Annotated in this window: 21 protein-coding genes; 8 read left to right on the forward strand and 13 right to left on the reverse strand. The window is 71.7% G+C overall.

The annotated features are described in order from the left end of the window. Positions 1-47 precede the first annotated feature (47 nt). From modA to DEJ31_RS15460, 3 genes are all read right to left on the reverse strand, one after another. A complete protein-coding gene (gene modA / locus DEJ31_RS15450) occupies positions 48-851 on the reverse strand; it encodes a molybdate ABC transporter substrate-binding protein (RefSeq protein ID WP_111122304.1) in 804 nt (267 codons plus the stop codon). 70 nt (positions 852-921) lie between these two features. Further along, positions 922-2,019 (reverse strand): ThiF family adenylyltransferase, encoded by a 1,098-nt coding sequence (locus DEJ31_RS15455; protein ID WP_111122305.1) that lies wholly within the window; start codon positions 2,017-2,019, stop codon positions 922-924. Beyond that, positions 2,016-2,426: a molybdopterin-binding protein gene (locus DEJ31_RS15460; protein ID WP_110904653.1), complete on the reverse strand. Its 411-nt coding sequence runs from the start codon at positions 2,424-2,426 to the stop codon at positions 2,016-2,018. Before DEJ31_RS15460 ends, DEJ31_RS15455 begins: the two co-directional genes overlap by 4 nt. A gap of 108 nt (positions 2,427-2,534) precedes the next feature. On the opposite strand from DEJ31_RS15460, the gene DEJ31_RS15465 reads away from it, so the two are divergent. Next, positions 2,535-4,187 (forward strand): glycosyltransferase family 39 protein, encoded by a 1,653-nt coding sequence (locus DEJ31_RS15465; protein WP_181421673.1) that lies wholly within the window; start codon positions 2,535-2,537, stop codon positions 4,185-4,187. A 16-nt stretch (positions 4,188-4,203) separates the two neighbouring features. Here DEJ31_RS15465 and DEJ31_RS15470 read toward each other — a convergent pair whose 3' ends face one another. The 5 genes from DEJ31_RS15470 to DEJ31_RS15490 form a co-directional block, all read right to left on the reverse strand. Continuing rightward, positions 4,204-5,136, reverse strand: coding sequence for a 4-(cytidine 5'-diphospho)-2-C-methyl-D-erythritol kinase (locus DEJ31_RS15470; protein ID WP_110904655.1), 933 nt, complete (start codon positions 5,134-5,136; stop codon positions 4,204-4,206). A 9-nt stretch (positions 5,137-5,145) separates the two neighbouring features. Then, entirely contained in the window at positions 5,146-6,474 is a 1,329-nt protein-coding gene (locus tag DEJ31_RS15475) for an O-acetylhomoserine aminocarboxypropyltransferase/cysteine synthase family protein (RefSeq protein WP_110904656.1), read from the reverse strand. Beyond that, positions 6,474-7,520, reverse strand: a complete 1,047-nt coding sequence (locus DEJ31_RS15480) for an LLM class flavin-dependent oxidoreductase (protein ID WP_110904657.1) — start codon at positions 7,518-7,520, stop codon at positions 6,474-6,476. Before DEJ31_RS15480 ends, DEJ31_RS15475 begins: the two co-directional genes overlap by 1 nt. Positions 7,521-7,625: 105 nt before the next feature. Continuing rightward, positions 7,626-8,654: a RimK family alpha-L-glutamate ligase gene (locus DEJ31_RS15485; protein ID WP_110904658.1), complete on the reverse strand. Its 1,029-nt coding sequence runs from the start codon at positions 8,652-8,654 to the stop codon at positions 7,626-7,628. 72 nt (positions 8,655-8,726) lie between these two features. Continuing rightward, positions 8,727-9,581, reverse strand: coding sequence for a helix-turn-helix transcriptional regulator (locus tag DEJ31_RS15490; protein WP_110904659.1), 855 nt, complete (start codon positions 9,579-9,581; stop codon positions 8,727-8,729). Between the two features lie 101 nt (positions 9,582-9,682). Between DEJ31_RS15490 and DEJ31_RS15495 the strand changes: the two genes are divergently transcribed. Both DEJ31_RS15495 and DEJ31_RS15500 read left to right on the forward strand, forming a co-directional pair. Next, complete coding sequence (locus DEJ31_RS15495; protein ID WP_110904660.1) at positions 9,683-10,423, forward strand: SDR family oxidoreductase; 741 nt, start codon at positions 9,683-9,685, stop codon at positions 10,421-10,423. Positions 10,424-10,484: 61 nt separating this feature from the next. Next, the gene (locus DEJ31_RS15500) at positions 10,485-10,982 is read left to right on the forward strand and encodes a hypothetical protein (RefSeq protein WP_110904661.1); all 498 of its coding nucleotides are present in this window, start codon (positions 10,485-10,487) and stop codon (positions 10,980-10,982) included. Positions 10,983-10,989: 7 nt separating this feature from the next. Here DEJ31_RS15500 and rsmA read toward each other — a convergent pair whose 3' ends face one another. The 4 genes from rsmA to rsmI all read right to left on the reverse strand — a co-directional run bounded on the left by rsmA (position 10,990) and on the right by rsmI (position 15,310). Beyond that, positions 10,990-11,865, reverse strand: coding sequence for a 16S rRNA (adenine(1518)-N(6)/adenine(1519)-N(6))-dimethyltransferase RsmA (rsmA, locus tag DEJ31_RS15505; RefSeq protein ID WP_110904662.1), 876 nt, complete (start codon positions 11,863-11,865; stop codon positions 10,990-10,992). 2 nt (positions 11,866-11,867) lie between these two features. After that, positions 11,868-12,791, reverse strand: coding sequence for a TatD family hydrolase (locus tag DEJ31_RS15510; RefSeq protein ID WP_110904663.1), 924 nt, complete (start codon positions 12,789-12,791; stop codon positions 11,868-11,870). Further along, positions 12,788-14,365, reverse strand: coding sequence for a methionine--tRNA ligase (gene metG / locus DEJ31_RS15515; RefSeq protein WP_110904664.1), 1,578 nt, complete (start codon positions 14,363-14,365; stop codon positions 12,788-12,790). The genes DEJ31_RS15510 and metG overlap by 4 nt, the downstream gene beginning before the upstream one ends. A 123-nt stretch (positions 14,366-14,488) precedes the next feature. Beyond that, on the reverse strand, positions 14,489-15,310 hold the full coding sequence (gene rsmI, locus DEJ31_RS15520; RefSeq protein ID WP_110904665.1) for a 16S rRNA (cytidine(1402)-2'-O)-methyltransferase: 822 nt from the start codon (positions 15,308-15,310) through the stop codon (positions 14,489-14,491). Between the two features lie 77 nt (positions 15,311-15,387). Between rsmI and DEJ31_RS15525 the strand changes: the two genes are divergently transcribed. Further along, complete coding sequence (locus DEJ31_RS15525) at positions 15,388-17,019, forward strand: phospholipid carrier-dependent glycosyltransferase (RefSeq protein ID WP_181433547.1); 1,632 nt, start codon at positions 15,388-15,390, stop codon at positions 17,017-17,019. A gap of 12 nt (positions 17,020-17,031) precedes the next feature. Here the strand turns inward: DEJ31_RS15525 and DEJ31_RS15530 are convergent, their stop codons facing one another. Next, on the reverse strand, positions 17,032-17,691 hold the full coding sequence (locus DEJ31_RS15530) for a TetR/AcrR family transcriptional regulator (RefSeq protein ID WP_110904667.1): 660 nt from the start codon (positions 17,689-17,691) through the stop codon (positions 17,032-17,034). Positions 17,692-17,850: 159 nt separating this feature from the next. On the opposite strand from DEJ31_RS15530, the gene DEJ31_RS15535 reads away from it, so the two are divergent. From DEJ31_RS15535 to DEJ31_RS15550, 4 genes are all read left to right on the forward strand, one after another. Next, positions 17,851-19,392, forward strand: a complete 1,542-nt coding sequence (locus DEJ31_RS15535) for an MFS transporter (RefSeq protein WP_110904668.1) — start codon at positions 17,851-17,853, stop codon at positions 19,390-19,392. Positions 19,393-19,574: 182 nt separating this feature from the next. Continuing rightward, complete coding sequence (locus tag DEJ31_RS15540; RefSeq protein ID WP_110904669.1) at positions 19,575-20,426, forward strand: sulfurtransferase; 852 nt, start codon at positions 19,575-19,577, stop codon at positions 20,424-20,426. Positions 20,427-20,471: 45 nt separating this feature from the next. Continuing rightward, entirely contained in the window at positions 20,472-21,539 is a 1,068-nt protein-coding gene (locus DEJ31_RS15545; RefSeq protein WP_111043991.1) for an NAD(P)-dependent oxidoreductase, read from the forward strand. Between the two features lie 103 nt (positions 21,540-21,642). Further along, positions 21,643-23,487: a thioredoxin domain-containing protein gene (locus tag DEJ31_RS15550; protein ID WP_111122307.1), complete on the forward strand. Its 1,845-nt coding sequence runs from the start codon at positions 21,643-21,645 to the stop codon at positions 23,485-23,487. Positions 23,488-23,501 lie beyond the last annotated feature (14 nt).

Genomic DNA, 23,501 nt, shown 5'->3' on the forward strand with positions numbered 1-23,501 from the left:
GCTGCGGCCGCGTCGGGTGGTGACTCGCTCTGCCGGGGGCACGGGGGTCAGGGCTTCCCGAAGCCGGCGTCGCGCAGGGTCCGCTGCCCCGCAGAGGACAGGACGTACGACGTGAACGACCGGGCGAGGACGGGGTTCGCCGCGTCGCGCAGGACGCTGATCGGGTAGGTGTTGACCGCGTCGTCCGCGGCCGCGAACGGCACCCCGGTGACGTCGCGGCCCGCACCCTGCACGTCCGTGCGGTAGACGATGCCCGCGTCGGCCTGGCCTGAGCGCACCTTGCCGAGGACGTCCGTGACGGACTGCTCCTCGCTGACCGGGTGCAGGTCGACGCCGCTCGAGCGCTCGACCGCGAGCGTCGCGGCCCCGCACGGCACCGGGGCGGCGCAGGTCACGAGCTGCACGCCGGGGTCGTCGAGGTCCGCCAGGCCTCGGATGTGGTGCGGGTTGCCGGGGGCGACGGCGATCTCGAGGGTGTTCGTCGCGAAGTCCCGCGGCGAACCACTGGCCAGGCGCTGCTTCCCGAGCTCCGCCGTGGTGGCCTGGTCGGCCGATGCGATGACGTCCGCGGGGGCACCGTTCCGGATCTGGGAGACCAGGTCGCTCGACCCGGCGAACGAGGACGTCACGGTGGTGCCCGGGTGCGCCTGCTCGAAGTCGTGTCCGAGGGTGGTGAAGGTGCGCTGCAGCGACGCCGCGGCGAAGACCGTGATCGAGCCGGACGGGGCGGCGCCCGACGTCGCGCTCGTGCCGGGTCCGCCGCTCGCCGGAGTGCTCACACAGCCGCCGAGTGTCAGGGCCAGCAGCGCTCCGGCGGCCAGGACGGCCGTCGACCGCACGGGCTGTCGCATGGTGCCTCCTGGAGCGCCGTTGGGGTCCGCAGTTGCGGTTATTCGCGACGATCCTACCCGCAGGAGCGGTTCACGAGGATGCGAGGGGCAACCCCTCGCGGCGCCACGCATCGACGCCGCCGTCGAGGACGGTGACGGGCCTCCCGATCGCCCGCGCCCACGTGTCGGCCCGCGGCCCGCGTGCGCAGGTGACGACGACGTCGCCGTCCGGCAGTGCGGCGTCGGCGTGCACGGACCCCGCGATGACGCCGGTGGCCCACTCCGCCGGGGTGCGGACGTCGACCAGGGTCAGGCTGTCGGTCGGATCGGCCAGGCGGGCGGCGAGGGCCGCGGGCGCGATGCGCGGCGCAGCACCGCTCGTGCCGCCGGCGCCGTCCGCTCCGGTCGCTCCGTCCGCTCCGGCCGCTCCGGCCGCTCCGGCCGGGAGGCCCGTGGGACGTCGCGACGCCGGCCCACGTCGGATCGGGCTCTCGGTCCACCGCCACCGTCGCGCGTCCACCGTGAGGAGCCGGCCGAGCAGCGGTTCGCCGAGCCCGGCGACGAGGGCCGTCACCTGTGCGGCCATCACCGACCCGACCGCTCCGCAGAGCGCCGGCAGCACGCCGTCGATCGCACACGAGCCCTCGTCGGGCAGGACCTCCGGGTGCAGGTCGTGGAAGTCGACACCATCGTCCCCGGCATCGCGGAAGACCGAGACCTGGCCGTCGTACGAGAGCACGGTGCCCCAGACGAACGGGATGCCGAGCGGGGCGCACGCGTCCGAGATCGCCCGCGTCACGTCAACCGCGTCGGCCGCGTCGACCACGACGTCGTGCCCGGCGACGTGGTCCGGCCGGAAGCGTCCGACGACCGCGACGACTTCGAGCTCGGGGTCGACCGCGCGCGCACGGGCAGCGGCGACCTCGGCCTTCGCCACACCGACGTCCGCGGTCGTGAAGAGCGTCTGTCGGGCCAGGTTCGATCCGTCCACGACGTCGTCGTCGACGATCGTCAGGCGACCGAGCCCGCTGCCGGCCAGGTAGGAGACGACGGGCGCACCGAGCCCGCCCGCCCCGACGACCAGCACCCGCGCACGACCGAGGCGTTCGAGGACGTCGGGGCCGGACCCGGCGAGCGCGGCTGTCCGCGAACCGAGTCGTCGTCGCGCGGTGCTGACGGGCGTGCTCACGGGGCCTCCTCCGGGCTGGGTGTCTCGACCGTCACCATCGTCGCCTTGACCGAGGCCACGGCGACCGAACCGATCTCGAGCCCGAGGTCGCGGACCGCCTCCGAGCTCATCAGGGAGACGACACGGTGCGGGCCGCACTGCAGCTCGACCTGGGCCATCACGGTGTCCACGACGAGCCCCGTCACGATGCCGACGAAGCGGTTGCGCGCCGAGCTGCGAACGCCCGAGGGGTCGGCGAGCTGGTCGCCGCGCGACCGGGCGTACTCGGCGAGCTCCCGCCCGTCGACGACCGCCCGTCCGACGGCGTCGGTCGCGCGGGTGAAGGTGCTGCCCTCGACGAGACGGCGCACGGTGTCGTCACTGACCCCGAGGTACGTCGCTGCGTCACGGATCCGGAGCTGCGTCATGACGACGACCTTAACTGTGGATCACCGACCCTCGGCTTGTGGACACTCACCGCCTCGGAGGGGTCGATGTCGGGTTCCCGTCCAGCGGCGCTCGGTACCGTCTCCGGCGTGAGTTCCCCCCGTACCGGCAGCATCGGCGTCCCGCACGCGGTCCGCCACGTGCCGGTCCGTGCCGGGCTCCGCGGTGCCGTCTCGGCCGCCGCGACCGCCGCGGTCCGCACCCCGGAACTCACCGTCGGGGCCCTCGGCGTCGTCGTCGCCGCGGCCTTCTCGTGGGTGCCGTCGCTCTGGTACGACGAGGCCGCGACCGTCACCAGCGCGCAGCGTTCCTGGCCGCAGCTGTGGGCCGAGCTGCACACGGTCGACGCCGTGCACGGTCTGTACTACGCGGTCGTCCACGCCTGGTTCTGGCTGGTCGGCTACACCCCCTTCACGCTGCGTCTGCCGAGCGCGCTCGCGATCGGCGTCGCCGCCGCCCTCGTGGTCGCTCTCGGCCGCCGGATCGGTGGCAAGCGGCTCGGCATCACGGCCGGCATCGTGTTCCTGCTGCTGCCCCGCGTGCAGTGGGCCGGCACCGAGGGTCGGCCCTACGCCACGATCACGACCCTCTCGGTCTGCCTGACACTGGTCGGCCTGACCGCGCTCCGCCGCAGCCGCCACGGACGCGCGACCGGGTGGTGGGTCGCCTACGGCGTCCTCGCCGTCGTCGCCGTCGCGTTCAACGTCTACCTCTCGCTCGCGGTCGTCGCCCATGCCGTGGCACTCGCCTGGACCCTGCTCGCCGAACGGCACGACCTCCGACGGGCCACCGTCTCTCGGACCGGTCGGACGCCGGGTCCCCCGCTCGTCTCCCGTGGCGTGCTCGTCCGGTGGGCCGCCGCCGCGGGCCTGGCAGCCGTGGTCGTCGCGCCGTTCGTCGTCGTGGTGTCGTCACAGGCGAAGCAGGTCGGGTGGATCGAGGGCATCAGCGCCAGCACGTTCGGGCAGGTCTACTCGACGGCGTGGTTCGGTGCCTCCGACCCGTACGCGGCGATGGCGTGGACGCTCATGGTCGTCGGCGTCGTCACCGCCCTGGTGCAGGTGCGCCGGCGGGTGCCATCGGCACGGGCAGTGCTCCGGGCCCAGGCCGTCCGCGTGGCGCTCCCCCTGGTCGTCGTCCCGACCACGGTCCTCCTGCTCGCGACCGCGCTGGGTGAGCGGCTGTACTCCCCCAAGTACGCGTCCCTGAGCCTGCCGTTCGTGGCGGTGCTCATCGCGCTCGCGTTGACGATGATCCGACCGAAGGCGCTGCTCTCAGTGGCCGTCGCGGCGCTCGTCGTCCTGTCGGTCCCCACCGCCGTGACGGTGAAAGGGCCAGAGGCCAAAGCGGAATCGACCTGGGCGCAGGCGGCCTCGATCATCAGCGCTGAGCGGGCGGCGCGTCCGAGCGCCAACGAGGGCGTCGTCTTCGGCAGCGTCTACCGGCACCCGACCGCGACGGCGGAGATCATCAAGGTCTCGTACCCGGAGGCGTTCGCCGGCCTCACCGACCTGGCCGTCGGCACGAAGGGGGCCGACCAGGGCGTGCTCTGGAACCGGAACGCCGACCTCGCCTCGACCGTCCCCGCGCGCCTCGGTGACATCGACACCGTCTGGTATGTCGGCGGCACGTCGCGCACGATCCGGCCCGAACTGAAGGCCGTGCTCGCGGAGCGTGGGTTCCGTCCCGCGCACAACTGGCAGACCGGCAAGGTCATCATGACGGAGTTCGTCCGCTCCTGACGCGTGCCGGCCGCTGTCAGTGCAGGACGCGGGCGCCGTGCACGGGGCCGTTCGCCCGCAGTGCCACGAACCCGGACGCGCTCAGCGCCACCTGCACCTCGAGTGCCACGTCGCGGTCCGGCACCAGGAACGCCACCGTCGGTCCGCTGCCCGACACCAGGCCGGCGAGGGCACCGGAGCGCTCCCCCAACTCCAGCGTCTCCGCCAGGGCCGGCTGCAGGCGCATCGCGGGGGCCTGCAGGTCGTTGTGCAGGTTCTCGGCGAGCAGTTCGGCGTCGCCGGCACGGAGCGCCTGGAGGACCTGCGCCTCGACCACGGGGGTGCGCGGCGCCGGCGAGATGTCGGCGCGGTAGCGCTCCCGGTGCTCGTCGAGCGCGCGGTACACGGACGGGGTCGACAGGCCGGTCTCGCTGAGCGCCAGGACCCAGTGGAACTCGCCCTTCGCCAGCGCCGGGCTGAGCTCGTCGCCACGACCGGTCCCGACGGCGGTGCCGCCGGCGAAGGCGAACGGCACGTCGGCACCGAGCTCGGCCGCCAGACGCAGCAGTTCGTCCCGCCCGAGGCCGGTTCCCCACAGGGTGTCGACGGCCAGGAGGGTCGCGGCGGCATCCGCCGAGCCACCACCCATGCCGCCGGCGACCGGGACCTGCTTGTCGATGGTCAGGTGCACGCCGCCGCGGTGGCCCGCCGTGCGGGCGACCAGACGGGCGGCGCGGATCGCCAGGTTCGTGTCGTCCGTCGGCACCGACGACGTGTCGATCGGACCGGTGAACCGGACCGAGAAGTCGTCGGCGCGCTCAGCCGTGACGTCCTCGTACAGGGAAACCGCCTGGTACGCGGTGGCGATGTCGTGGTACCCGTCGTCCTGCAGCGCGCCGACGGACAGGTGGACGTTGATCTTGCCCGGTGCGCGCGTCCGCACCCGATCCGGAGCGGGCGTGGACGTCATGCGACCAACCTATCCCCGTCCGGGTCGGGCTCCCGTCGCGTCGCCCGCCGCGGCGAACCCACGTCGCAGGTCCGCGATGACGTCGTCGACGTGTTCCAGGCCGATCGACAGACGGATGAGCCCCTCGCCGACGCCCGCTGCGGCACGCTCGGACGGGGTCATCTGCACGTGCGTGGTCGACGCCGGGTGCACGACCAGGGAACGGACGTCGCCGATGTTCGAGACGTGGTCGAAGAGCTCCAGCGCCGAGACGAAGCGCCGCCCGGCCTCCACACCGCCGGCCAGGTCGAACGCCAGGACGCTCGACGGCCCCTTCGGCACGTACCGCTGCTGCAGGTGGTGCCACGGGGAGCTCGGCAGTCCGGCGTAGTGCACGTGCTCGACCTGCTCGTGCGTGTCGAGCCAGGACGCCACCGTGGCCGCGTTCGAGACGTGTCGGTCCATGCGGAGCGACAGGGTCTGGATGCCCTGCAGCACCAGGAACGCGTTGAACGGGGCGATCGCCGGGCCGAGGTCCGCCGACAGCTTCGACCGAGTGCGCTGGATGAACGCGCGCCGCCCGAACTTCTCGGCGAAGTTCGTGCCCGCGAACCCGGAGTGCTCGGTCGTCGCCAGCTGCGGGTACTTCGTCGGGTGCGCCGCCCAGTCGAACGAGCCGGCGTCGACGATGAGGCCCGCGATCGCACTGCCGTGCCCGGCGAGGTACTTCGTCGCGGAGTGCACCACGATGTCCGCGCCGTGCTCGATCGGCCGGACGAGGTACGGGGTCGCGATCGTGTTGTCGACGATGAGCGGGACCCCGGCGTCGTGGGCGACCCCGGCCACCCCGGCGAAGTCCAGGACGTCGCCGCGCGGGTTCGGGATCGACTCGCCGAAGAACGCCCGCGTCTCGGGACGGACGGCCGCGGCCCACTCGTCCAGGTCCGTGGGGTCCTGCACGAAGGTGAACGCGATGCCCAGGTCCTTGAGCGTGGACGCGAAGAGCGTGTAGGTCGCGCCGTACAGCGACGCGCTCGAGACGATGTGGTCCCCAGCCCGGGCGAGGCCGAGCACCGCCAACGACGTGGCCGCCTGCCCGGACGCCAGCGCCAGGGCGGCGACACCGCCCTCGAGGTCGGCGATCCGACGCTCCAGCGCCGCAGCCGACGGGTTGTTCACCCGGGAGTACGTGTGCCCGGGCGCGTTCAGCAGGAACCGGTCGGCCGCGTCCTCGCCGGACGGGTACACGAAGGCCGCGGTCTGCGCGATCGGCGGCACGTTCCCGCCGAAGCCGGGATCGGACTTGAATCCCGCCCGGATCTGCCGGGTCTCGAACGCCCAGTCGTCCTCGACGGCCATCAGGACACGGTCTCGGCGGGCACCGCGGCGCGGACGAGCGGGATGACCCGCTCGCCGAAGCGCTCCATCTCCTCCAGCTGCGGCGAGAACTGCAGCAGCAGCGTGTCGACGCCCGCGTCCTCGTACTCGCGGATCCGCGCGGCGACCTGCTCCGGCGTGCCGACGAACTGCGGCCGGAGCCCCCGGTTCGACACCGAGTAGTCCTCGAGCGAGGGGACGTGCTCGAGCTGCGACTTCGAGATGAAGTCCTGGTACGACTCGTACGCCTTGCCGTGCTGGACGTCGGTGATGCGCGCGAGCTCAGCCTGGGCCTCTTCCTCGGTCTCCCGCACGATCGCGTACGCGGCCATCCCGAAGGCCTCGAACGGCGGCAAGCCGGCGTCCTCGCGGCGACGACGCATCTCGGCGATCTTGTTCCGGAGCTCCTCGACGGTGCCGCCGTGGGTCACGTAGGCGTCGGCGTAGTGCGTGATGCTCGCCTTGCCGGCCTCGCTCTCGCCGCCGGCGTAGATGCGCGGGGTGACGCGCGGTTTCGGCTCCAGGTGCGCGTTCTCGACGTCGTAGTACTCGCCGTGGAAGGAGTACGGCGTCTCCCGCCACATCCCCTTCATGACCTCGACGAACTCCGCGGTGCGCTTGTACCGGTCGTCGTGCTCGGAGAAGATGCCGCCGTACTGACGGGCCTCTTCCGCCCACCAGGCGCTCACCACGTTGAAGGTGAAGCGGCCGCCGGAGATGTCGTCGATCGTGGCCGCCTGCTTCGCCGTCACCGCGGGCAGGTGGTACCCGGGACGCATCGCCGCCATGATCTCCAGGCGTTCGGTGGTCGCCGCGATCGCCGCCGCCAGTGCCCACGCCTCGAGGCTCGGCGCCGCGACGCCCTTGATGTCGTTGAGGTTCAGCTCCGGCACGAGGGTCAGGTCGAACCCGATCCGCTCGGCGCGCTGCGCCAGGAGCTTCACGTAGTCGAACGTGACCGGCATCTGCTCGTCGTCGACGTTGCGCAGCCAGCCGCCGAAGAGCGGGGTCCAGTATCCGAATCGCACGGGGTGGGTTCCTTGGGTGGTGAGGAGGGACGGACGGGAGGCTCGCCCCGGGTGGTGGGGCGCGCCTCCCGTCCGGTGGGTGGTCGGGACGGTGCGGCCGCGTGGTCAGGCGTGCGTCGGTGCGGCTGCCGCCGCGTACTCCGCGTCCAACAGGCCGCCGAGGAACCGGGCGATGGAGCGCGGGCCGGAGGCCGGCGCGACCGCCTCGACGGCGGGGTTGTAGTTCGTGTTCGTGTTGATGTCGTACACGACGGTGCGCCCGTCGGTGGTCTCCATGAACTCGACCCCCGCGATCTGGATGCGCTGGTCCGCGAGGAAACCCCGGAGCTGCTGGACGAGCGGGTGCTCGGCGGTGACCTCGGAGCGGACGGAGAACGTGTCCGCCGTCACGGTGGTGCCGTCGGTGCCGGGGACCTCGCACACCGCGCCGGCGATGCCCTGCGGCCCGTTCTCTCCGGACGGCACCTCGCACGCGTCCGCGGGGCAGAGCTCGAAGCTGCCGGCGCTCGTGTCGACGCGGACCGCGTAGACGAACTCGCCGCCGACGAACTCGGCGCGCGTGATGAACGGCTCACGCGCGGTCAGGTACTCCTGCAGCAGCGTGATTCCGTCGACCGGCGCCTCGAACTCGGGGCTGTCGACGTAGGCGTCGAACTCGGCGAGGGAGTCGAAGCGGCGAACGCCGAGGCCCTTGCCGCCCTGGTTGTGCTTCGTGATGAACGGGACGTCCTGGCCGCCCGTGAAGGTCGCCGCGGACTGCTTGAGCGTCGTCGTGCCGAAGACCGCCGTCGTGCGGGGCACGTCGAAGCCCGCGGCGCGGAGCAGCCCGTGCTGCGCGACCTTCGACACCTCGAGCTCGAGGACGTGGCTGCCGCCGACCACCTGGCGTCCGGCACGCTCGAGCCATCCGAGCAGCGCCCGGGTGTACTCCTTGCTGTGCTCGTGTCCACGGGTGTGGCTGCTCGCCGACATGCGACTCCAGTAGACGCCCGGCTCCGGTTCGGCTCCGAGGTCGATCTGTCCCTCGGTCAGGAGGACCTCCTGCACCGGGACGCCCTCGGCCTCGAAGGCGGCGGCGAGCGGCGGGAACCACTCGGGGTTCTCGTGGATGACGTACACGCGCGGAGTGCTCACCGCTCCACCCTAGGCACGGTGTCCCCGCATCTGCCAGGCGTGTGACGCGGTGTTGCGGAGCGAACCGGGGCCTCAGGATCCGCTGACGGCGTCGAAGGTCTGCTGGCCGACGACCCCGAGGAGCTCGAGCTTCTGCGCGTCGTCGCTGCCTGCAGGAGCCGTGAAGAGCAGCAGCGCCTGCGCCTGGTCGTCCGTGTGCAGCACCTGGCAGTCGACGGTGATCCGCCCGAGCTCGGGCTGCACGATCGTCTTGTTGTCCGACCAGCGGGTCGCCACCTCGTGCAGTGCCCACAGCGCGGCGAACTCGGGGCTCCGCCGTTCGAGCTCCGCGATGAGCTCGGTCGCGCGACGGTCACCTGGACCGGCGAGGCCGATGGCCGCACGGAGCGAGGCCACGACGACCCGCCCCAGACGTTCGTGCTGCTCCGGCGCGTACTTCGCCCGCTCGGTCCCGGTGACGAACCACCGCCAGGCCTGGTAGCGCTCGTTGCCGGCCAGCCCGACGGACGTGCCCAGGAGCGCCGCCGCCAACGGGTTCTCGACGAGCGTCTCGCCCAGGTGGTTGACGACGATCGCGGGGGTGTCCGCCAACCGGTCGAGCACGCGGAGGATCGCGGGGTCGACGTGGTCGGCACGGTGCATCCGGACCGGTGCGTTCTGCCCCGTCAGGTGGAACAGGTGGTCCCGTTCGTCGAGCGAGCAACGGAGGGCACGGGCGATCGCCGCGACCATCTGCTCGGACGGCTGCGGGCCACGCTGCTGCTCGAGCCGCGTGTAGTAGTCGACCGACATGCCCGCCTGGGCCGCGACCTCCTCACGACGGAGGCCCGGGGTCCGCCGTCGAGCGCCGGCCCCGATCCCGACGTCCTCCGGTCGGAGCATCTCCCGACGGCGGCGGAGGAAGTCGGCGAGGGCAGCACGGTCCATGCACCCAGTCTGCTGCGTCGGCACACTCGGAGCCAGGGATCGCCGGTCCCCCGATGACCGCGCTCTGGTTGCCTCGGCCGGGACGGCGCAACGTGGTGGTCATGGACATCACGAACAGCACCGTCTTCATCCCCGGCGCGACCTCGGGCATCGGCCTGGCACTCGCGCTCCGCCTGCAGCAGGCCGGCAGCACCGTCGTCATCGGCGGCCGTCGGCAGGCCCTCCTCGACTCCATCGCCACCGAACACGGCCTGGGCACCGTGCAGATCGACGTCGCCGATGCGGAGTCGATCCGGCAGGCCGCCGAGACCGTCCTCGGGACCTACCCCGCACTCGACACCCTCGTGACGATGTCGGGGATCATGCGGAACGAGGACCTCCGCGACCCGGGACACATCTCCGACGCCGTTCAGACCATCGAGACCAACCTGGTCGGCACGATCCGACTGATCGACGCCTTCCTGCCGCACCTGCTCGGCCGTCGCAGCGCGACGGTCATGACCGTGTCGTCCGGCCTGGCGTTCGTCCCGCTCACCGCGACGCCGACCTACAACGCCACGAAGGCCGGCGTGCACTCGTACACGCAGGCACTCCGACAGCAGCTCGTCGGCTCGTCGGTCGAGGTGCTCGAGCTCGCGCCGCCCGCGGTCGCGACCGACCTGATGGGCGGCCAGGACTTCGGCGGGATGCCGCTCGACGCGTTCATCGACGAGGTGGTGGGGCTCATCGAGTCCGGTGCCGCTCCCGAGATCCTCGTGCAGAACGTCCAGCCGTTGCGATGGGCGGAGCGCAACGGGAACCACCAGCAGATCCTCGAGATGATGGCGGGACGCGAGCACTGACAGCCAGCTCCCGTCCCGACATGTCGCACATCACCGTCTGCCGTCATGTCAGGATGGGGGGATGCGACGCGAACCCCACGAGGAAGCCCTGCCGTCCGGACGCCTGATGACCGTGGTCGGCATCGCTCTCATCGTCGTCGGGATCGGCGCGGTGGCGCTCCCGCTCACCGTGCCGTCGTCACCTGGCGGACGGGTGGGCGCCGGGAATGCCGTCAGCCTGGTCGGCACCCTCGTGCTCACCACCGTGCTGGGCATCGGCGTGGTCCGGATGCGCCTGCACGTCCGCATCGACGACGTGCTGGAGGTGCGGGTCACTCCGTTCTGGTACCGACGTCGCATCCCGTTGAACCGGATCGCGTCGGCGACGCCGATGGAGATGACGGCTCTCAACTCCGGCGGCTGGGGCATCCGACTGATCCCCAGCGGGACGGCGATCCTGCTCGACAACGGGCCCGGCGTGCACGTGACCGTCGACGGCAAGCGCGCGCTCCGGTTCCGCTGCAGCGATCCGGACACGGTCGTTGCCGCCCTGGAGGCTCGGGGCGCGTCCGTCCGCTGACCGGCTGTCAGGCGGTCGTGTCGGCCGCGGCGCCCCCCGCTGCAGCGAGGACGGTCCGGCCGAGGCGCACGAAGTCGTCGACCCCGAGCTCTTCGCCACGCGCCGTCGGCGCGATGCCCGCGGCTTCGAGGACCTCGGACGCGTGCGCACTGCCGCCCAGGACACCGGAGAGTGCCTGACGGAGCATCTTCCGGCGCTGCTGGAACGCCGCGTCCACCAGGGTGAACACCCGAGAACGGAGCTGTTCGTCGCCTGGCGGCTCGTGTCGGTCGAACCCGACCAGGACGCTGTCGACGTTCGGCACCGGCCAGAAGACCTGCCGACTGACCTGCCCGGCGATGCGCCACGACCCGTACCAGGCGGCCTTGACGCTCGGGGATCCGTAGACCTTGCTGCCCGGGTCGGCGGCCAGGCGGTAGCCGACCTCGGCCTGCACCATCACGAGCGAGCGGACGAGGGACGGGAAGGTCGCGAGCAGGTGCAGCAGCACCGGCACGGACACGTTGTACGGCAGGTTCGCGACGAGGTGCGTCGGCAGGACCGGCAGGTCCTCGGCCGAGACCTGCATGGCGTCCTGGTGGACCACCGTCAGGCGGGCGTCGGGCTGCATCGCGGAGACGGTCGTCGGCAGGTGCGCTGCGAGCCGGGCGTCGATCTCGACGGCGGTGACGGGAGCACCGGTCTCGGTGAGGCCGAGCGTCAACGACCCGAGCCCCGGTCCGACCTCGAGCACCTTCGACTGCGGCGTGACACCGGCGATCGACACGATGCGTCGGACCGTGTTGGCGTCGTGCACGAAGTTCTGGCCGAGCTTCTTGGTGGGGGTGACGTCGAGCGTCGCCGCGAGTTCCCGGATCTCCGCCGGGCCGAGGAGCGCGCCCACGGCTACTGCACCACCGTGACGGGTTCGGCGTCCCACGCGCCGTAGACGAGTTCGGTGTTCGAGGTGATCTGCGCCGCGAGCATCGAGGCGTCGGTCCCCAGCGTCTCGGCCATCGACCGGAGCGTGTGCGGGATCAGGTACGGCGCGTTCGGCCGGCCGCGGAACGGCGTCGGGGTGAGGAACGGCGCGTCCGTCTCGATCATGATCAGGTGGCGCGGGGCGACGTGCAGTGCGTCCCGCAGGTTCTGCGCGTTCTTGAACGTCACGGTGCCGGCGAACGACATGTACCAGCCGCGCTCGGCGCACAGGCGCGCGAGCTCGGGGCCGCCCGAGAAGCAGTGGAAGACGGTGCGCTCGGGTGCGCCGACGCGCTCGAGGACCTCGACCACAGCGTCGTGCGCGTCCCGGTCGTGGATGGTCAGCGCGAGGTCGTGGTCCTTCGCGATGCGGATGTGCTCCTCGAAGGAGCGGATCTGCGCCGCCCGGCCGTCGTCACCGGTGCGGAAGAAGTCGAGCCCGGTCTCCCCGATCGCCCGCACCCGCGGCAGTGCCGCGAGCTCGGCGATACCGGCGAGGTGCTCGTCGAGCAACCCCTGCTCGTCGAGGACCGGGGCTTCGTTCGGGTGCAGGGCCACCGCGGCGAGGACCCGGGGCTCCCGCGCCGCGATCGACGCCGACCACCGCGAGGTGGCCAGGTCCGTGCCGACCTGCACGACACCGCGGACGCCGACGCTCGACGCGCGGTCGAGGTGCTCCCGGTAGTCGAGCGGACCGTCGCCGCCGTCCCCGACACCGTCGGCGATCTCCATGTGGGTGTGGTTGTCGTACACCGGCACCGTGAGGGCCTGGGGCAGCGGCGGGTACGTCAGGTCCCGCTTCTGCCCGCCGCCGTCGCCGCCGCGGGCACGGACGTGCGCGTCGGTCACGCGGCGCCCTGCTCCGGCTGCTCGATGCGCGGGAAGAGCCCGGCGGCGAGCGGCGTCACCGTCTCGGACCCCTGCCATTCCCAGGCGCGGTCGATGCGCTGCTCAGCGATCGAGCCACCGGCGCCGATCGAGGCCCACAGCTTCTCGGTCGCCTTCGGCATCACCGGGGACACGAGCACGGCCACGGTCCCGAGTCCCCGCAGTGCGGTGACGAGCACGGTCGCGAGGCGCTCACGCTGCGCGTCGTCCTTCGCGAGGGTCCAGGGCTCCTGCTCGGTGATGTAGCCGTTCAGGGCGTCCACGAGCTCCCAGACGATGCTGATCGCGTCGTGCGGTGCGAACGCGGCGATCGCGGCGTCGGCCCGTTCGGTGACCGCCCGCGCGAGGGCGTCGATCGCTGCGTCGGACTCGGTCAGCTCGCCCCGCTCGGGGACGGCGCCGTCGAAGTAGCGGTTGAGCATCGCGACGATGCGGGAGGCCAGGTTCCCGAACCCGTTGGCGAGCTCCGCCTGGTACCGCGCCGAGATGTCCTCCCAGCTGAAGTTGCCGTCCTGCCCGAAGGTGATCGCCCGGAGGAAGTAGTACCGGAAGGCGTCGGAGCCGAACGTGTCGGTGATCTCGCTCGGGGCGATGCCCGTCAGCTTCGACTTCGACATCTTCTCGCCGCCGACGAGCAGCCAGCCGTGGCCGAAGACACGCTCGGGGACCGGGAGCCCGGCCGCCATCAGCATCGCCGGCCAGATGACGGCGTGGAAGCGAGCGATGTCCTTGCCGACGATGTGCACGCTCGGCCAGAGGCGCTGGAAGGCCTCGTCGTCCTCGGTGCCGTACCCGAGGGCGGTGATGTAGTTCAGCAGCGCGTCGAACCAGACGTACAGGACGTGGTCGGAGTCCCACGGGATCTGGATGCCCCAGTCGAAGCTCGACCGCGAGATCGACAGGTCGCGCAACCCCTGCTTGACGAAGGAGACGATCTCGTTGCGGACGCTCTCCGGCTGAATGAACTGCGGGTTCGACTCGTAGAGGTCGAGCAGACGCTGCTCGAAGTCGGACATGCGGAAGAAGTAGTTGCGCTCGGCCAGGACCTCCACCGGGATGGAGTGGATCGCGCAGACCTGCTGGCCCTCGTACGGACCGGTGCCGGGGACCAGGTCGCTCGGCTGCTTGTACTCCTCGCAGCCGACGCAGTAGAAGCCCTCGAACTCGCCCGCGTAGATGAAGCCGTCGTCGTACAGCTTCTGCAGGAACGCCGTGACGCCACGCTCGTGCCGCTCGTCGGTGGTCCGGATGAAGTCGTCGTTGGCCACGTCCACCGTGTCGAGCAGCGGCTTCCAGGCGTCGGTGACCAGGCGGTCGGCCCACTCCTTCGGCGTGACGTCGTTCGCCGAGGCGGTGCGGAGGATCTTCTGCCCGTGCTCGTCGGTGCCCGTGAGCAGCCAGGTGTCGTCCCCACGCTGGCGGTGCCAGCGCGCGAGGACGTCCGCGGCGACCTCCGTGTACGCGTGCCCGATGTGGGGCACGTCGTTGACGTAGAAGATCGGCGTGGTGATCGAGAACGAGCTGCCGTCGGCCATGCGGACCATCCTAGAGGCGCGCCCGAGCACCGTGACGCGCTGCCGGGCGGCCTGTGGAGAACCGGACGGGAGGCCCGTGGCGGCGCCCCCACGTGCCTCCCGTCCGACAGGTGTCGCGTCCGGTCAGCGTGCGGCGAGTGCACCCTCGTAGAGGTCGCGCTTGGAGAGTCCGGTCGCGTCGGCGACCGCTGCGGCGGCCTCCTTCATGCGTGCGCCGGCGGCCACGCGTTCGAGGACCAGGCGGACGCCGTCCTCGATCGTGGCGTCGTCACCCGATCCGGTGGACCCCGCGACGACGACGCAGATCTCGCCGCGGACGCCGTCAGCCGCCCACTCGGTCAGCTCCGCTAGGGTCCCCCGACGGATCTCCTCGTGCATCTTGGTGAGCTCGCGGCAGACCGCGGCACGCCGGTCGCTGCCGAACCCGGCGGCCATGTCGCCGAGCGTGTCGGCGATCCGGTGCGGCGACTCGAAGAAGACCATGGTCCGCTGCTCCCCCGCCAGTGCGGCGAACACCCGTCGCCGTTCCCCGGCCTTGCGGGTCGGGAAGCCCTCGAACGTGAAGCGGTCGGTCGGCAGCCCGGAGAGCGCGAGCGCGGTGAGGACGGCGCTCGGGCCGGGGACCGCGGTCACGGTGACGCCCGCGGCGGCGGCGGCCTCGACCAGCGGGAACCCGGGGTCGCTGATGGCGGGCATGCCGGCGTCGGTGAGCACGACGACGTCGTCCTCCCGGGCGAGTTCGACGACCTCGGCCGCGCGCTCCCGCTCGTTGTGCTCGTGCAGCGCGATGAGCCGCGGACGGTTCTCGATGCCCAGTGCGCGCATCAGGTGGATCGCGGTCCTGGTGTCCTCGGCGGCCACCACGGAGGCGTTCGACAGCGTCTCCACGAGTCGACGGGAGGCATCACCGAGGTTGCCGATGGGGGTTGCTGCGAGGACGATCACGACCCCATTGTCGTCGCAGGACCCGCGACCTGTGGACACGCAGCCGACACCTGCGCCGCGTCCGTAGGATGCTGCGGGTGACCACGGACCTGGCCGACCTGCAGAAGACCGTGCCGGACGTCCCGCGTGGCTCGCGGCTCGACGACTGGTGGGGCCGCATGCTCTCCACCGGGTGGCGGGTCGCCGCCTGGCGATGGGGTGGCCCGATCGCGGTCACCGTGCTCGCTGCCCTGCTCCGGCTGGTCGACCTCGGCCGGCCGCACTCGCTCGTGTTCGACGAGACCTACTACGTCAAGGACAGCTGGTCCCTCGTCCACCTCGGGTACGAGGGCACGTGGCCGGCGAACCCGACGGGCGACGGTGCACCGACGACCGACGACCGGTTCGCCGACGGGCAGACCGACCTCTACTCCCGAGCCGCGGAGTTCATCGCGCATCCGCCGCTCGGGAAGTACCTGATCGGTCTCGGCATGCTGTTGTTCGGGCCGGACAACGCCTTCGGCTGGCGGTTCACCGTCGCGGTCCTCGGCATCGCCACCGTGTTCCTCACCGCGGTGATCGCTCGTTCCCTGTTCCGGTCCACGTTCATCGGCACGCTGGCAGGCGGGTTCCTGGCGGTGGACGGACAGGCGATCGTGATGTCACGGGTGTCGCTGCTCGACGGCATCGTCACGTTCTTCGTCGTGCTCGGCTTCGGCGCACTGCTGCTCGACCGACGGTGGTCCGCCCGGCAACTCGACCGGTGGGTCGACCGTCGTGCCGCCGCCGGCCGACCGACGCTCTGGGGTCCGGTCCTCTGGTGGCGCCCCTGGCTCGTCGCGATGGGCCTCGCGCTCGGGCTCGCGACCGCGACGAAGTGGACCGGGCTGTACTTCCTGGCGTTCTTCGCCGTGTACTCCGTGGTCAGCGACATGCTGCTGCGGCGTCGCGCCGGGGTGGCCTTCTGGTCCTCGAGCGCCGCGCTGCAGCAGGCACCGGTGACCTTCTTGCTGACCGTGCCGATCGCCGCCGCGACCTACCTGGCGTCGTGGGCCGGCTGGTTCCTGACCCGGGGCGGCTGGGACCGCGACTGGATCGGGACCGGCGGTCAGCGCTGGACCGGGGTGCTCGCCTGGGTGCCGGACAGCCTGCAGAACTGGTGGCATTACCAGAGCGAGATCTACGCCTTCAACATCGGCCTGCACACGCCGCACTCGTACCAGGCGAACCCGCTGCTCTGGCTCCTCATGCAACGGCCGACGTCGATGTACTACGTCGGCACGAACGTGGGCCAGGACGGCTGCGCGGCCGACCGCTGTGGGGCGGCGATCACCGGGATCGCGAACCCGTTCATCTGGTACGCCTCGGTCATCGCGGCCGTGGTGCTGCTCGTGCTGCTCATCACACGGCCGCGGTGGGAGTACGGCATCGTCCTGATGGGCATCGCCGCGGGCTACCTGCCGTGGCTGATGTACCTGGACCGGACGGTCTTCCAGTTCTACACGATCGCCTTCGAGCCCTTCCTCGTGATGGCGCTGTCGGCCGTGATCGGGCACCTGATCGGCTCGCGGGACGACCCGCGGCCACGGCGGACCCGGGCGCTGGTCTGGCTCGGCGTGTACCTGGTCGTCGTGGTGCTCGCGTCGGCGTACTGGTACCCGCTGTGGTCGGCGATGCAGGCGCCGTGGGACTTCATCCGGTCCCACTACTGGCTGCCCAGCTGGCTGTAGCGGCGGCTCCGGTCAGTTCTGCGTCTGCATCGCGCGCTCGAGGGCGTCGCGGTCCAGTGGCTCTCCGGTCAGCTGGTCCGGCTGGGCCTGCGGGAGCACGCCGTCGACCAACACCTGCGCGTACCGCTTCCAGGCGTCGGGATCGTAATCGCGGGTGGCGTCGGCCACGGCACCGATCATCGTCGTCAGCATCGGCAGGTCGCGGTAGTCGAAGCCGGGACGGATCACGCCGGCGTCCTTCGCACGGCCGATGATGCGGGACACCTGCTGCTCCAGGCGGTCGCGCTCCTGCACGATCGACGGGCGGGCCTTGCCGGCGCGGACGATGACGTCGGCCAGGGCGCGGTCCCGCGCTCGGAAGGCGAACACGCCCATCAGGTAGAGACGGAGGGACTCGCGCGGGTCGATCTCGTCGGCAGCGCGGGCGGCGGCGGCGTTCATCGCCTCGAACTTCGTCGCGAGGAGGGCCTCGATCAGCGAGTCCTTGTCCGCGAAGCGCCGGTAGACGGTGCCGACGCCCACTCCGGCCTCGTGCGCGATGTCGTTGAGGGTGACCGAGATGCCGCGTTCCGCGAAGCACTTCCGTGCCGTCTGCAGGATCAGTTCGCGGTTCCGTGCCGCGTCGGCGCGCAGGGGGCGATCGAGATCGGCGGCGGGTCCGGTGGTGCTCACAGAACGAACATAATCGGACTTTCTGGGAACAAGCGGATGCGGTGACTCCGTTTTGGGCTACAGTTACCGCAAGCGGATGCAGCGCATCCGCTTCACTCTTCTCCGGGACGCCCGACGGCGCGCGCCCCTCCTCTTCCATCCTTCGAGAAGGAGGCTGTCGTGACGGCAGAACAGACCGCGCCCGCTCCCACAGGAGCAACGCCGACGACCGCGGGCCCCACCCCGGCCCGGACCGACCACCGATGGATCGCACTCGCGGTCATCGCCCTCGCCCAGCTCATGGTCGTCCTGGACGCCACCATCGTGAACATCGCGCTGCCCTCGGCGCAGCAGGACCTCGGGTTCGCCACCGACCAGCGTCAGTGGATCGTCACGGCGTACTCGCTGGCCTTCGGCTCACTCCTGCTCCTGGGCGGGCGCCTCGGTGACCTCTTCGGCCGCAAGAACACCTTCATCATCGGCCTGGTCGGCTTCGCCGTCGCGTCCGTGCTCGGCGGCCTCGCCGACTCGTTCGGGCTCCTGGTCGCCGCTCGCGCCCTGCAGGGCGTCTTCGGCGCGCTGCTCGCCCCGTCCGCCCTGGGCATGCTCACCACGACCTTCCGTGACCCCAAGGAGCGCGGTCGTGCGTTCGGCATCTTCGGCTCCATCGCCGGCTCCGGTGCCGCGATCGGTCTGCTGCTCGGTGGCGTGCTCACCGAGTACGCCTCGTGGCGCTGGTGCCTCTACGTGAACGTCGTGTTCGCGATCCTCGGCGTCATCGGCGCGATCGTCTTCATGGCGAAGCCGCCGAAGGTCGAGCGTCCGCGCATCGACATCGCCGGGGTCATCACGATCACCGCCGGCCTGGTCGGTGTGGTCTACGGCTTCTCGAACGCCGAGACCAACGGTTGGGACGCCCCGCTCACGATCGGCATGCTCGCCGGCGGTGTGCTGCTGATCGCGGCCTTCGTCGTGATCGAGACCCGGGTCGCGCACCCGCTGCTCCCCTTGCGCGTCATCCTCGACCGTGACCGCGGTGGTTCGTTCGTCGCCATCGGCCTGGTCGCGATCGGCATGTTCGGCATCTTCCTGTTCCTGACCTACTACCTCGAGCAGACCCTCGGCTTCTCGGCGCTGCAGACCGGCCTGGCGTTCCTGCCGATGCCGCTGTCGATCATGCTGTCAGCCACCCAGATCGGCGGACGCCTGCTGCCCCGCGTCGGCCCGAAGGTCCTGATCTTCGCCGGAGCCCTCGTCGCCGCCATCGGGCTCCTGCTCCTCCTGCGCACCGACCTCGACAGCTCCTACGCGGGCACCGTCCTGCCGGCGCTCATCGTGATCGGTCTCGGCATGGGCACGATCTTCTCGTCGGCGATGAACACCGCGACGACCGGGGTCGCCCGTTCGGACGCCGGTGTGGCATCGGCGACGGTGAACACCATGCAGCAGATCGGTGGCTCGATCGGCACCGCGCTGCTGTCGACGATCTTCGCGAACGTCGTCGAGAACAGCCTCTCCGGCCTGTCCGCGGCGCCGACGAAGCTCCAGCAGGCGCAGGCCGTGCTCGACGGCTACCACGCTGCGTTCGCGATCTCGGCCGGGGTCCTGTTGATCGTGGCGATCGCGAGCGGCCTGCTCATCAACCGGCAGTCGGTCCGTCTCGATCGTCTCGCCCGTGCCGGGTCCGGCGTGACGGGCAGCGTCCCGACCGCCGCGCACTGACCAGCACCAGACGACACGACCACGCCGAACGCCGGACGGCACCGCAGGTCACTGCGGCGCCGTCCGGCGTCCGGCTGTTGCAAGCCACATCACGCTGTGCTCCGACCGATCGTTCCACGGCCTGTGTCGGACTGTTGCTCACCCTCTGTCGTGAGTCAGAGGCGTCGATTACCGTGTGCCACATGGCCCCCGTCCTGACCTCGCCACTCGTGTCCACGCAGTGGCTCGCCGACCACCTCGGCGCGGACGACCTCCTCGTCCTCGACGCCTCGGTGCACACGGACGGCATCGGTTTCGGCATGTCGTGGCACTCGGCGCGGGACGCCCACGAGCGTCGCGGACACGTCCCGGGTGCCGTCTACGCCGACCTCATCGACGAGTTCTCGGCGTCCGGGACGGACCTGCCCTTCACCCGGCCCGGAGTCGACCGCTTCGAGTCCGCGGCCCGCGCGCTGGGCGTGAGCCGCGCCTCCACCGTGGTGGTCTACGACGACGGCATCGGCGAGTGGAGCGCCCGTCTGTGGTGGATCTTCCGGTCCTTCGGCTTCGACGCCGTCGCCGTGCTCGACGGCGGCTTCCCGAAGTGGCGCGACGAAGGACGGCCGGTCCGTGTCGGGGCCCTGTCCCGCGCACCGGAGCCGTCCCGCGACGGCGACGCGTTCGTCGCGGGCGAGGAACGTCCGCTCTGGGCCGACCGGGCACGGGTCCTCCGTGCGGTCGACGGTTCCCAGCCGGCGGCGCTCGTCATGGCTGCCGACCCGGCGGCCCTCGGCGACGACCACCCGCCGATCGTCCCCGGGAGCACCACCATCGGCGTCCGTGAGTTGCTCGACCGATCGAACGCCCTGCTCCGCCAGCCGGAACTCGAGCGCGCACTCGCACCGGTGCTCTCCGCGGACGAGGTCGTCACCTACTGCGGTGTCGGGAGCGCCTCCTGCGTCGACGCGCTGGCCTTGACCGTGCTCGGACACCAGAAGGTCCGCGTGTACGACGGGTCCCTCGCCGAGTGGTGGCGGGAACCGATCGCGTCCTGACCGGGTGGCGCTGCCCGTTGCCCGCGGCGGGCTAGCGTTGCCCGCATGAGCAGCAGACGCGCAGTCGTCCTCGGTGGGACCGGCGGCATCGGAGCCCAGGTCGTCCGCGAACTCCTCGACGTGTCCGGCCGGGGCGGCGACGACTGGGAGGTCGAGGTCGTCTCGCGCTCCGGAGGCCCGGTCGCTGATGAACTCCTCGCCCGTGGCGCCGTCGGCCGACCGGGAGACCGTCGCGACACGACGTTCCTGCGCGAGCTGCTGCGCCCCGGCGCGGACCTGCTCGTCGACACCGTCGGCGTGACCCGCGACGACGCCCTGCAGCTCGCCCCCTTCCTCGACGACGTCGGGTCGACCGTCTTCGTGTCCTCGAAGGCGGTCTACGCCGACGAGCAGGGTCGCCACGCGAACTCGCTCGACAAACCGGTGTTCGGCGGCGCCGTCACCGAGCTGCAGCCGACGGTCACCCCCGCTGACGCCGACCCGGCGAGTCGCGACGGCTACGGCGCCGCGAAGGTCGCCGCCGAACAGGTCCTGCTCGACCACGGGGCGCCCGTCACCGTCCTGCGCCCCTCGAAGGTGTACGGCGTCGGCATCGGCCGACCCCGCGAGTGGTTCGTCGTACGCCGGGTGCTCGACGGCCGCGAGCGCGTCCTGCTCGCCGACGAGGGGCGCGGCGTCGACCACACCACGGCGGCGTCGGGCATCGCGTCCCTGGTCCGGATCGTCGCCGACGCACCCGACCGCCGCATCCTCAACGTCGCGGACGAGACGGCGCCGACGGCGCTGGAGATCGTCCGGATCGTCGCGAGGCACCTCGGTCACACGTTCGACGAGGTCCTGCTCGGCGAGGACGCCCCCGCGTTCGTCGGACTCACGCCCTGGTCGGTGCCGTCGCCGTCCGTGCTCGACACCACCGCTGCGCGTTCGCTCGGGTGGGTGCCGCCGCGGTTCGCGGAGGCGGTCGTGCCGGAGGTCGACTGGTTGGTCGAGACGGCGCACCGCACGCCGGTCGACGGGGACGTGCCGTGGGCGGCCGATCCGTTCTGGGACCGGATGTTCGACTACGGGCCGGAGGACGCGGCGCTGGTGCTGCTGTCGCTCGGGCTGGGCTGACAGGTCGGCTGGGTTGACCCCGCCGGGCTGTGGACAGCGGCAGCTCCTCCACAGATCCGACTGGAGGCCCGCCCACACAGGGCGCGCGGGGCACGCTGGGTGCATGAACGACAACCGGCTCGGGACCGCCGTCAGCCCCTACCTCCGCCAGCACGCCGACAACCCGGTGGACTGGCGCGAGTGGGGCGCCGACGCCTTCACCGAGGCACGGGAGCGTGACGTGCCCGTCCTCGTGTCGATCGGCTACGCCACGTGCCACTGGTGCCACGTGATGGCGCGTGAGAGCTTCTCCGACCCCGAGATCGGTGCGATGCTCCGGCAGGACTTCGTCGCCGTGAAGGTCGACCGCGAAGAGCGCCCGGACGTCGACTCGAGCGCGATGGCCGCGGCGAGCGCCTTCACCGAGAACCTCGGATGGCCGTTGACGGTGTTCATGACGCCTGCCGCGCAGGTGTTCTACGCGGGGACCTACTACCCGCCGCAGCCGGTCGGCGAGCACCCGTCGTTCCGGCAGGTCACGGCCGCGGTGCTCGATGCGTGGCGGGACCGTCGGCACGAGGTCGATGCGAACGCCGCTGCGATCGCGGGGGCGATCCGGCAGGGCGCCGAGGCGGACGCGGCCGCCGCGCAGGCCGGGCAGCCTGACGGGGGTGGGGCGGGCCTCCCGTCCGTCGAGGCGATCCACGGGGTCGTGTCCGACCTCGAGCGTGCCGAGGACGCCACGTACGGCGGGTTCGGAGGGGCGCCGAAGTTCCCGAACGCTCCGCTGTTGGAGTTCCTCGGCGACGTGGCTGCGGACGGCGACGGCGCAGCCGGCGCGCTGCTCACCCGTGCGCTCGACGCCATCGCCGGGTCCGAACTGACCGACGTCGACGGTGGTGTGTTCCGGTACGCGACCCAGCGCGACTGGTCCGTCCCCCACTACGAGCGGATGCTCTACGACAATGCGGGCCTGCTCGCGGTGGCCGAACCGGGGCGAGCCCGCGGCATCGCGGACTTCCTCCGCGACACCCTCCGACGGGCGGACGGTGCCTTCGTCGCGGCGCAGGACAGCGAGTCGACCATCGACGGCCGGCGTGTGGAAGGCGAGTGGTACCGCGTACCGCTCGAAGAGCGGGGCCGGCTCGAGGCGCCGCCGCTCGACGACCAGGTCCTGACCGGGTGGAACGGCCTGGCGATCCGCGGGCTGGTCATCGCGGGCAGTCGCGCCGGGGACGACGAGATGATCAACCTCGCGCGAGCGGCGGCCGACGCCGTCATCGCCGCACACCTCCGGGACGAACACGTCATGGTCCGGTCGAGCACCCCGCGCGGTGGGTCGACCGCAGCGCCGACGATCGAGGACCTCGGCCTGTTCGCGGAGGGGTTGCTCGAGCTCGCCCTCGCGACCGGCGAGCTCGGGTACGCCGTGATCGGGCGCACGCTCGTGGACGACGGACTGTCGGGTGCGCTGGAGGTCGATCCGGTCCTCGCCGCTGCCGGGACCGCGACCGGTGAGCAGCCGCAGACAGCACTCCGATCCGGAACGGTGGCGATGGCCGGGGCTGCCGCGCTCCTCGCTGCCCTCACCGGTGACGACGGCCGGCACTCGGCGGCCGAGCGCCTCATCGCCGAGCGCGCCCGGACCGGGGTGGACCGACCACTCGGGCACGCAGATGCCCTCGGGCTCGCGCTCGCCCTCCAGCGGCCCTCACGAGAGGTCGTGCTCGTCGCTGACGACCGATCGGGCTCCGAGGTGGTCGGCATGCTGACCACAGTCGGGGCCGCACGACGTCCGGGGACGATCGTCGCCGTGCTCACCCGAGCGCAGGCGGCAGAGTGGGCGGCGGCTGGCTTCTCGCTGTTCGAGGGCAGGGACGCGCTGGACGGCGTGACGTACGTCTGCCACGACCGGGTCTGCGCGTTGCCGGCACGGACCGTCGGCGAGCTCGCCACCCAGCTCGGCTGACTGCGGCACGCCCG

The organism is Curtobacterium sp. MCPF17_031 (assembly GCF_003234035.1).
Lineage (GTDB): Bacteria > Actinomycetota > Actinomycetes > Actinomycetales > Microbacteriaceae > Curtobacterium.

Coding starts and splice junctions, on each gene's coding strand:
- modA (WP_111122304.1), bottom strand. CDS start 851: ATGCGACAGCCCGTGCGGTCGACGGCCGTCCTGGCCGCCGGAGCGCTG.
- DEJ31_RS15460 (WP_110904653.1), bottom strand. CDS start 2,426: ATGACGCAGCTCCGGATCCGTGACGCAGCGACGTACCTCGGGGTCAGT.
- DEJ31_RS15470 (WP_110904655.1), bottom strand. CDS start 5,136: ATGACGTCCACGCCCGCTCCGGATCGGGTGCGGACGCGCGCACCGGGC.
- DEJ31_RS15475 (WP_110904656.1), bottom strand. CDS start 6,474: ATGGCCGTCGAGGACGACTGGGCGTTCGAGACCCGGCAGATCCGGGCG.
- DEJ31_RS15490 (WP_110904659.1), bottom strand. CDS start 9,581: ATGGACCGTGCTGCCCTCGCCGACTTCCTCCGCCGCCGTCGGGAGATG.
- DEJ31_RS15495 (WP_110904660.1), top strand. CDS start 9,683: ATGGACATCACGAACAGCACCGTCTTCATCCCCGGCGCGACCTCGGGC.
- DEJ31_RS15500 (WP_110904661.1), top strand. CDS start 10,485: ATGCGACGCGAACCCCACGAGGAAGCCCTGCCGTCCGGACGCCTGATG.
- metG (WP_110904664.1), bottom strand. CDS start 14,365: ATGGCCGACGGCAGCTCGTTCTCGATCACCACGCCGATCTTCTACGTC.
- DEJ31_RS15540 (WP_110904669.1), top strand. CDS start 19,575: ATGGCCCCCGTCCTGACCTCGCCACTCGTGTCCACGCAGTGGCTCGCC.
- DEJ31_RS15545 (WP_111043991.1), top strand. CDS start 20,472: ATGAGCAGCAGACGCGCAGTCGTCCTCGGTGGGACCGGCGGCATCGGA.
- DEJ31_RS15550 (WP_111122307.1), top strand. CDS start 21,643: ATGAACGACAACCGGCTCGGGACCGCCGTCAGCCCCTACCTCCGCCAG.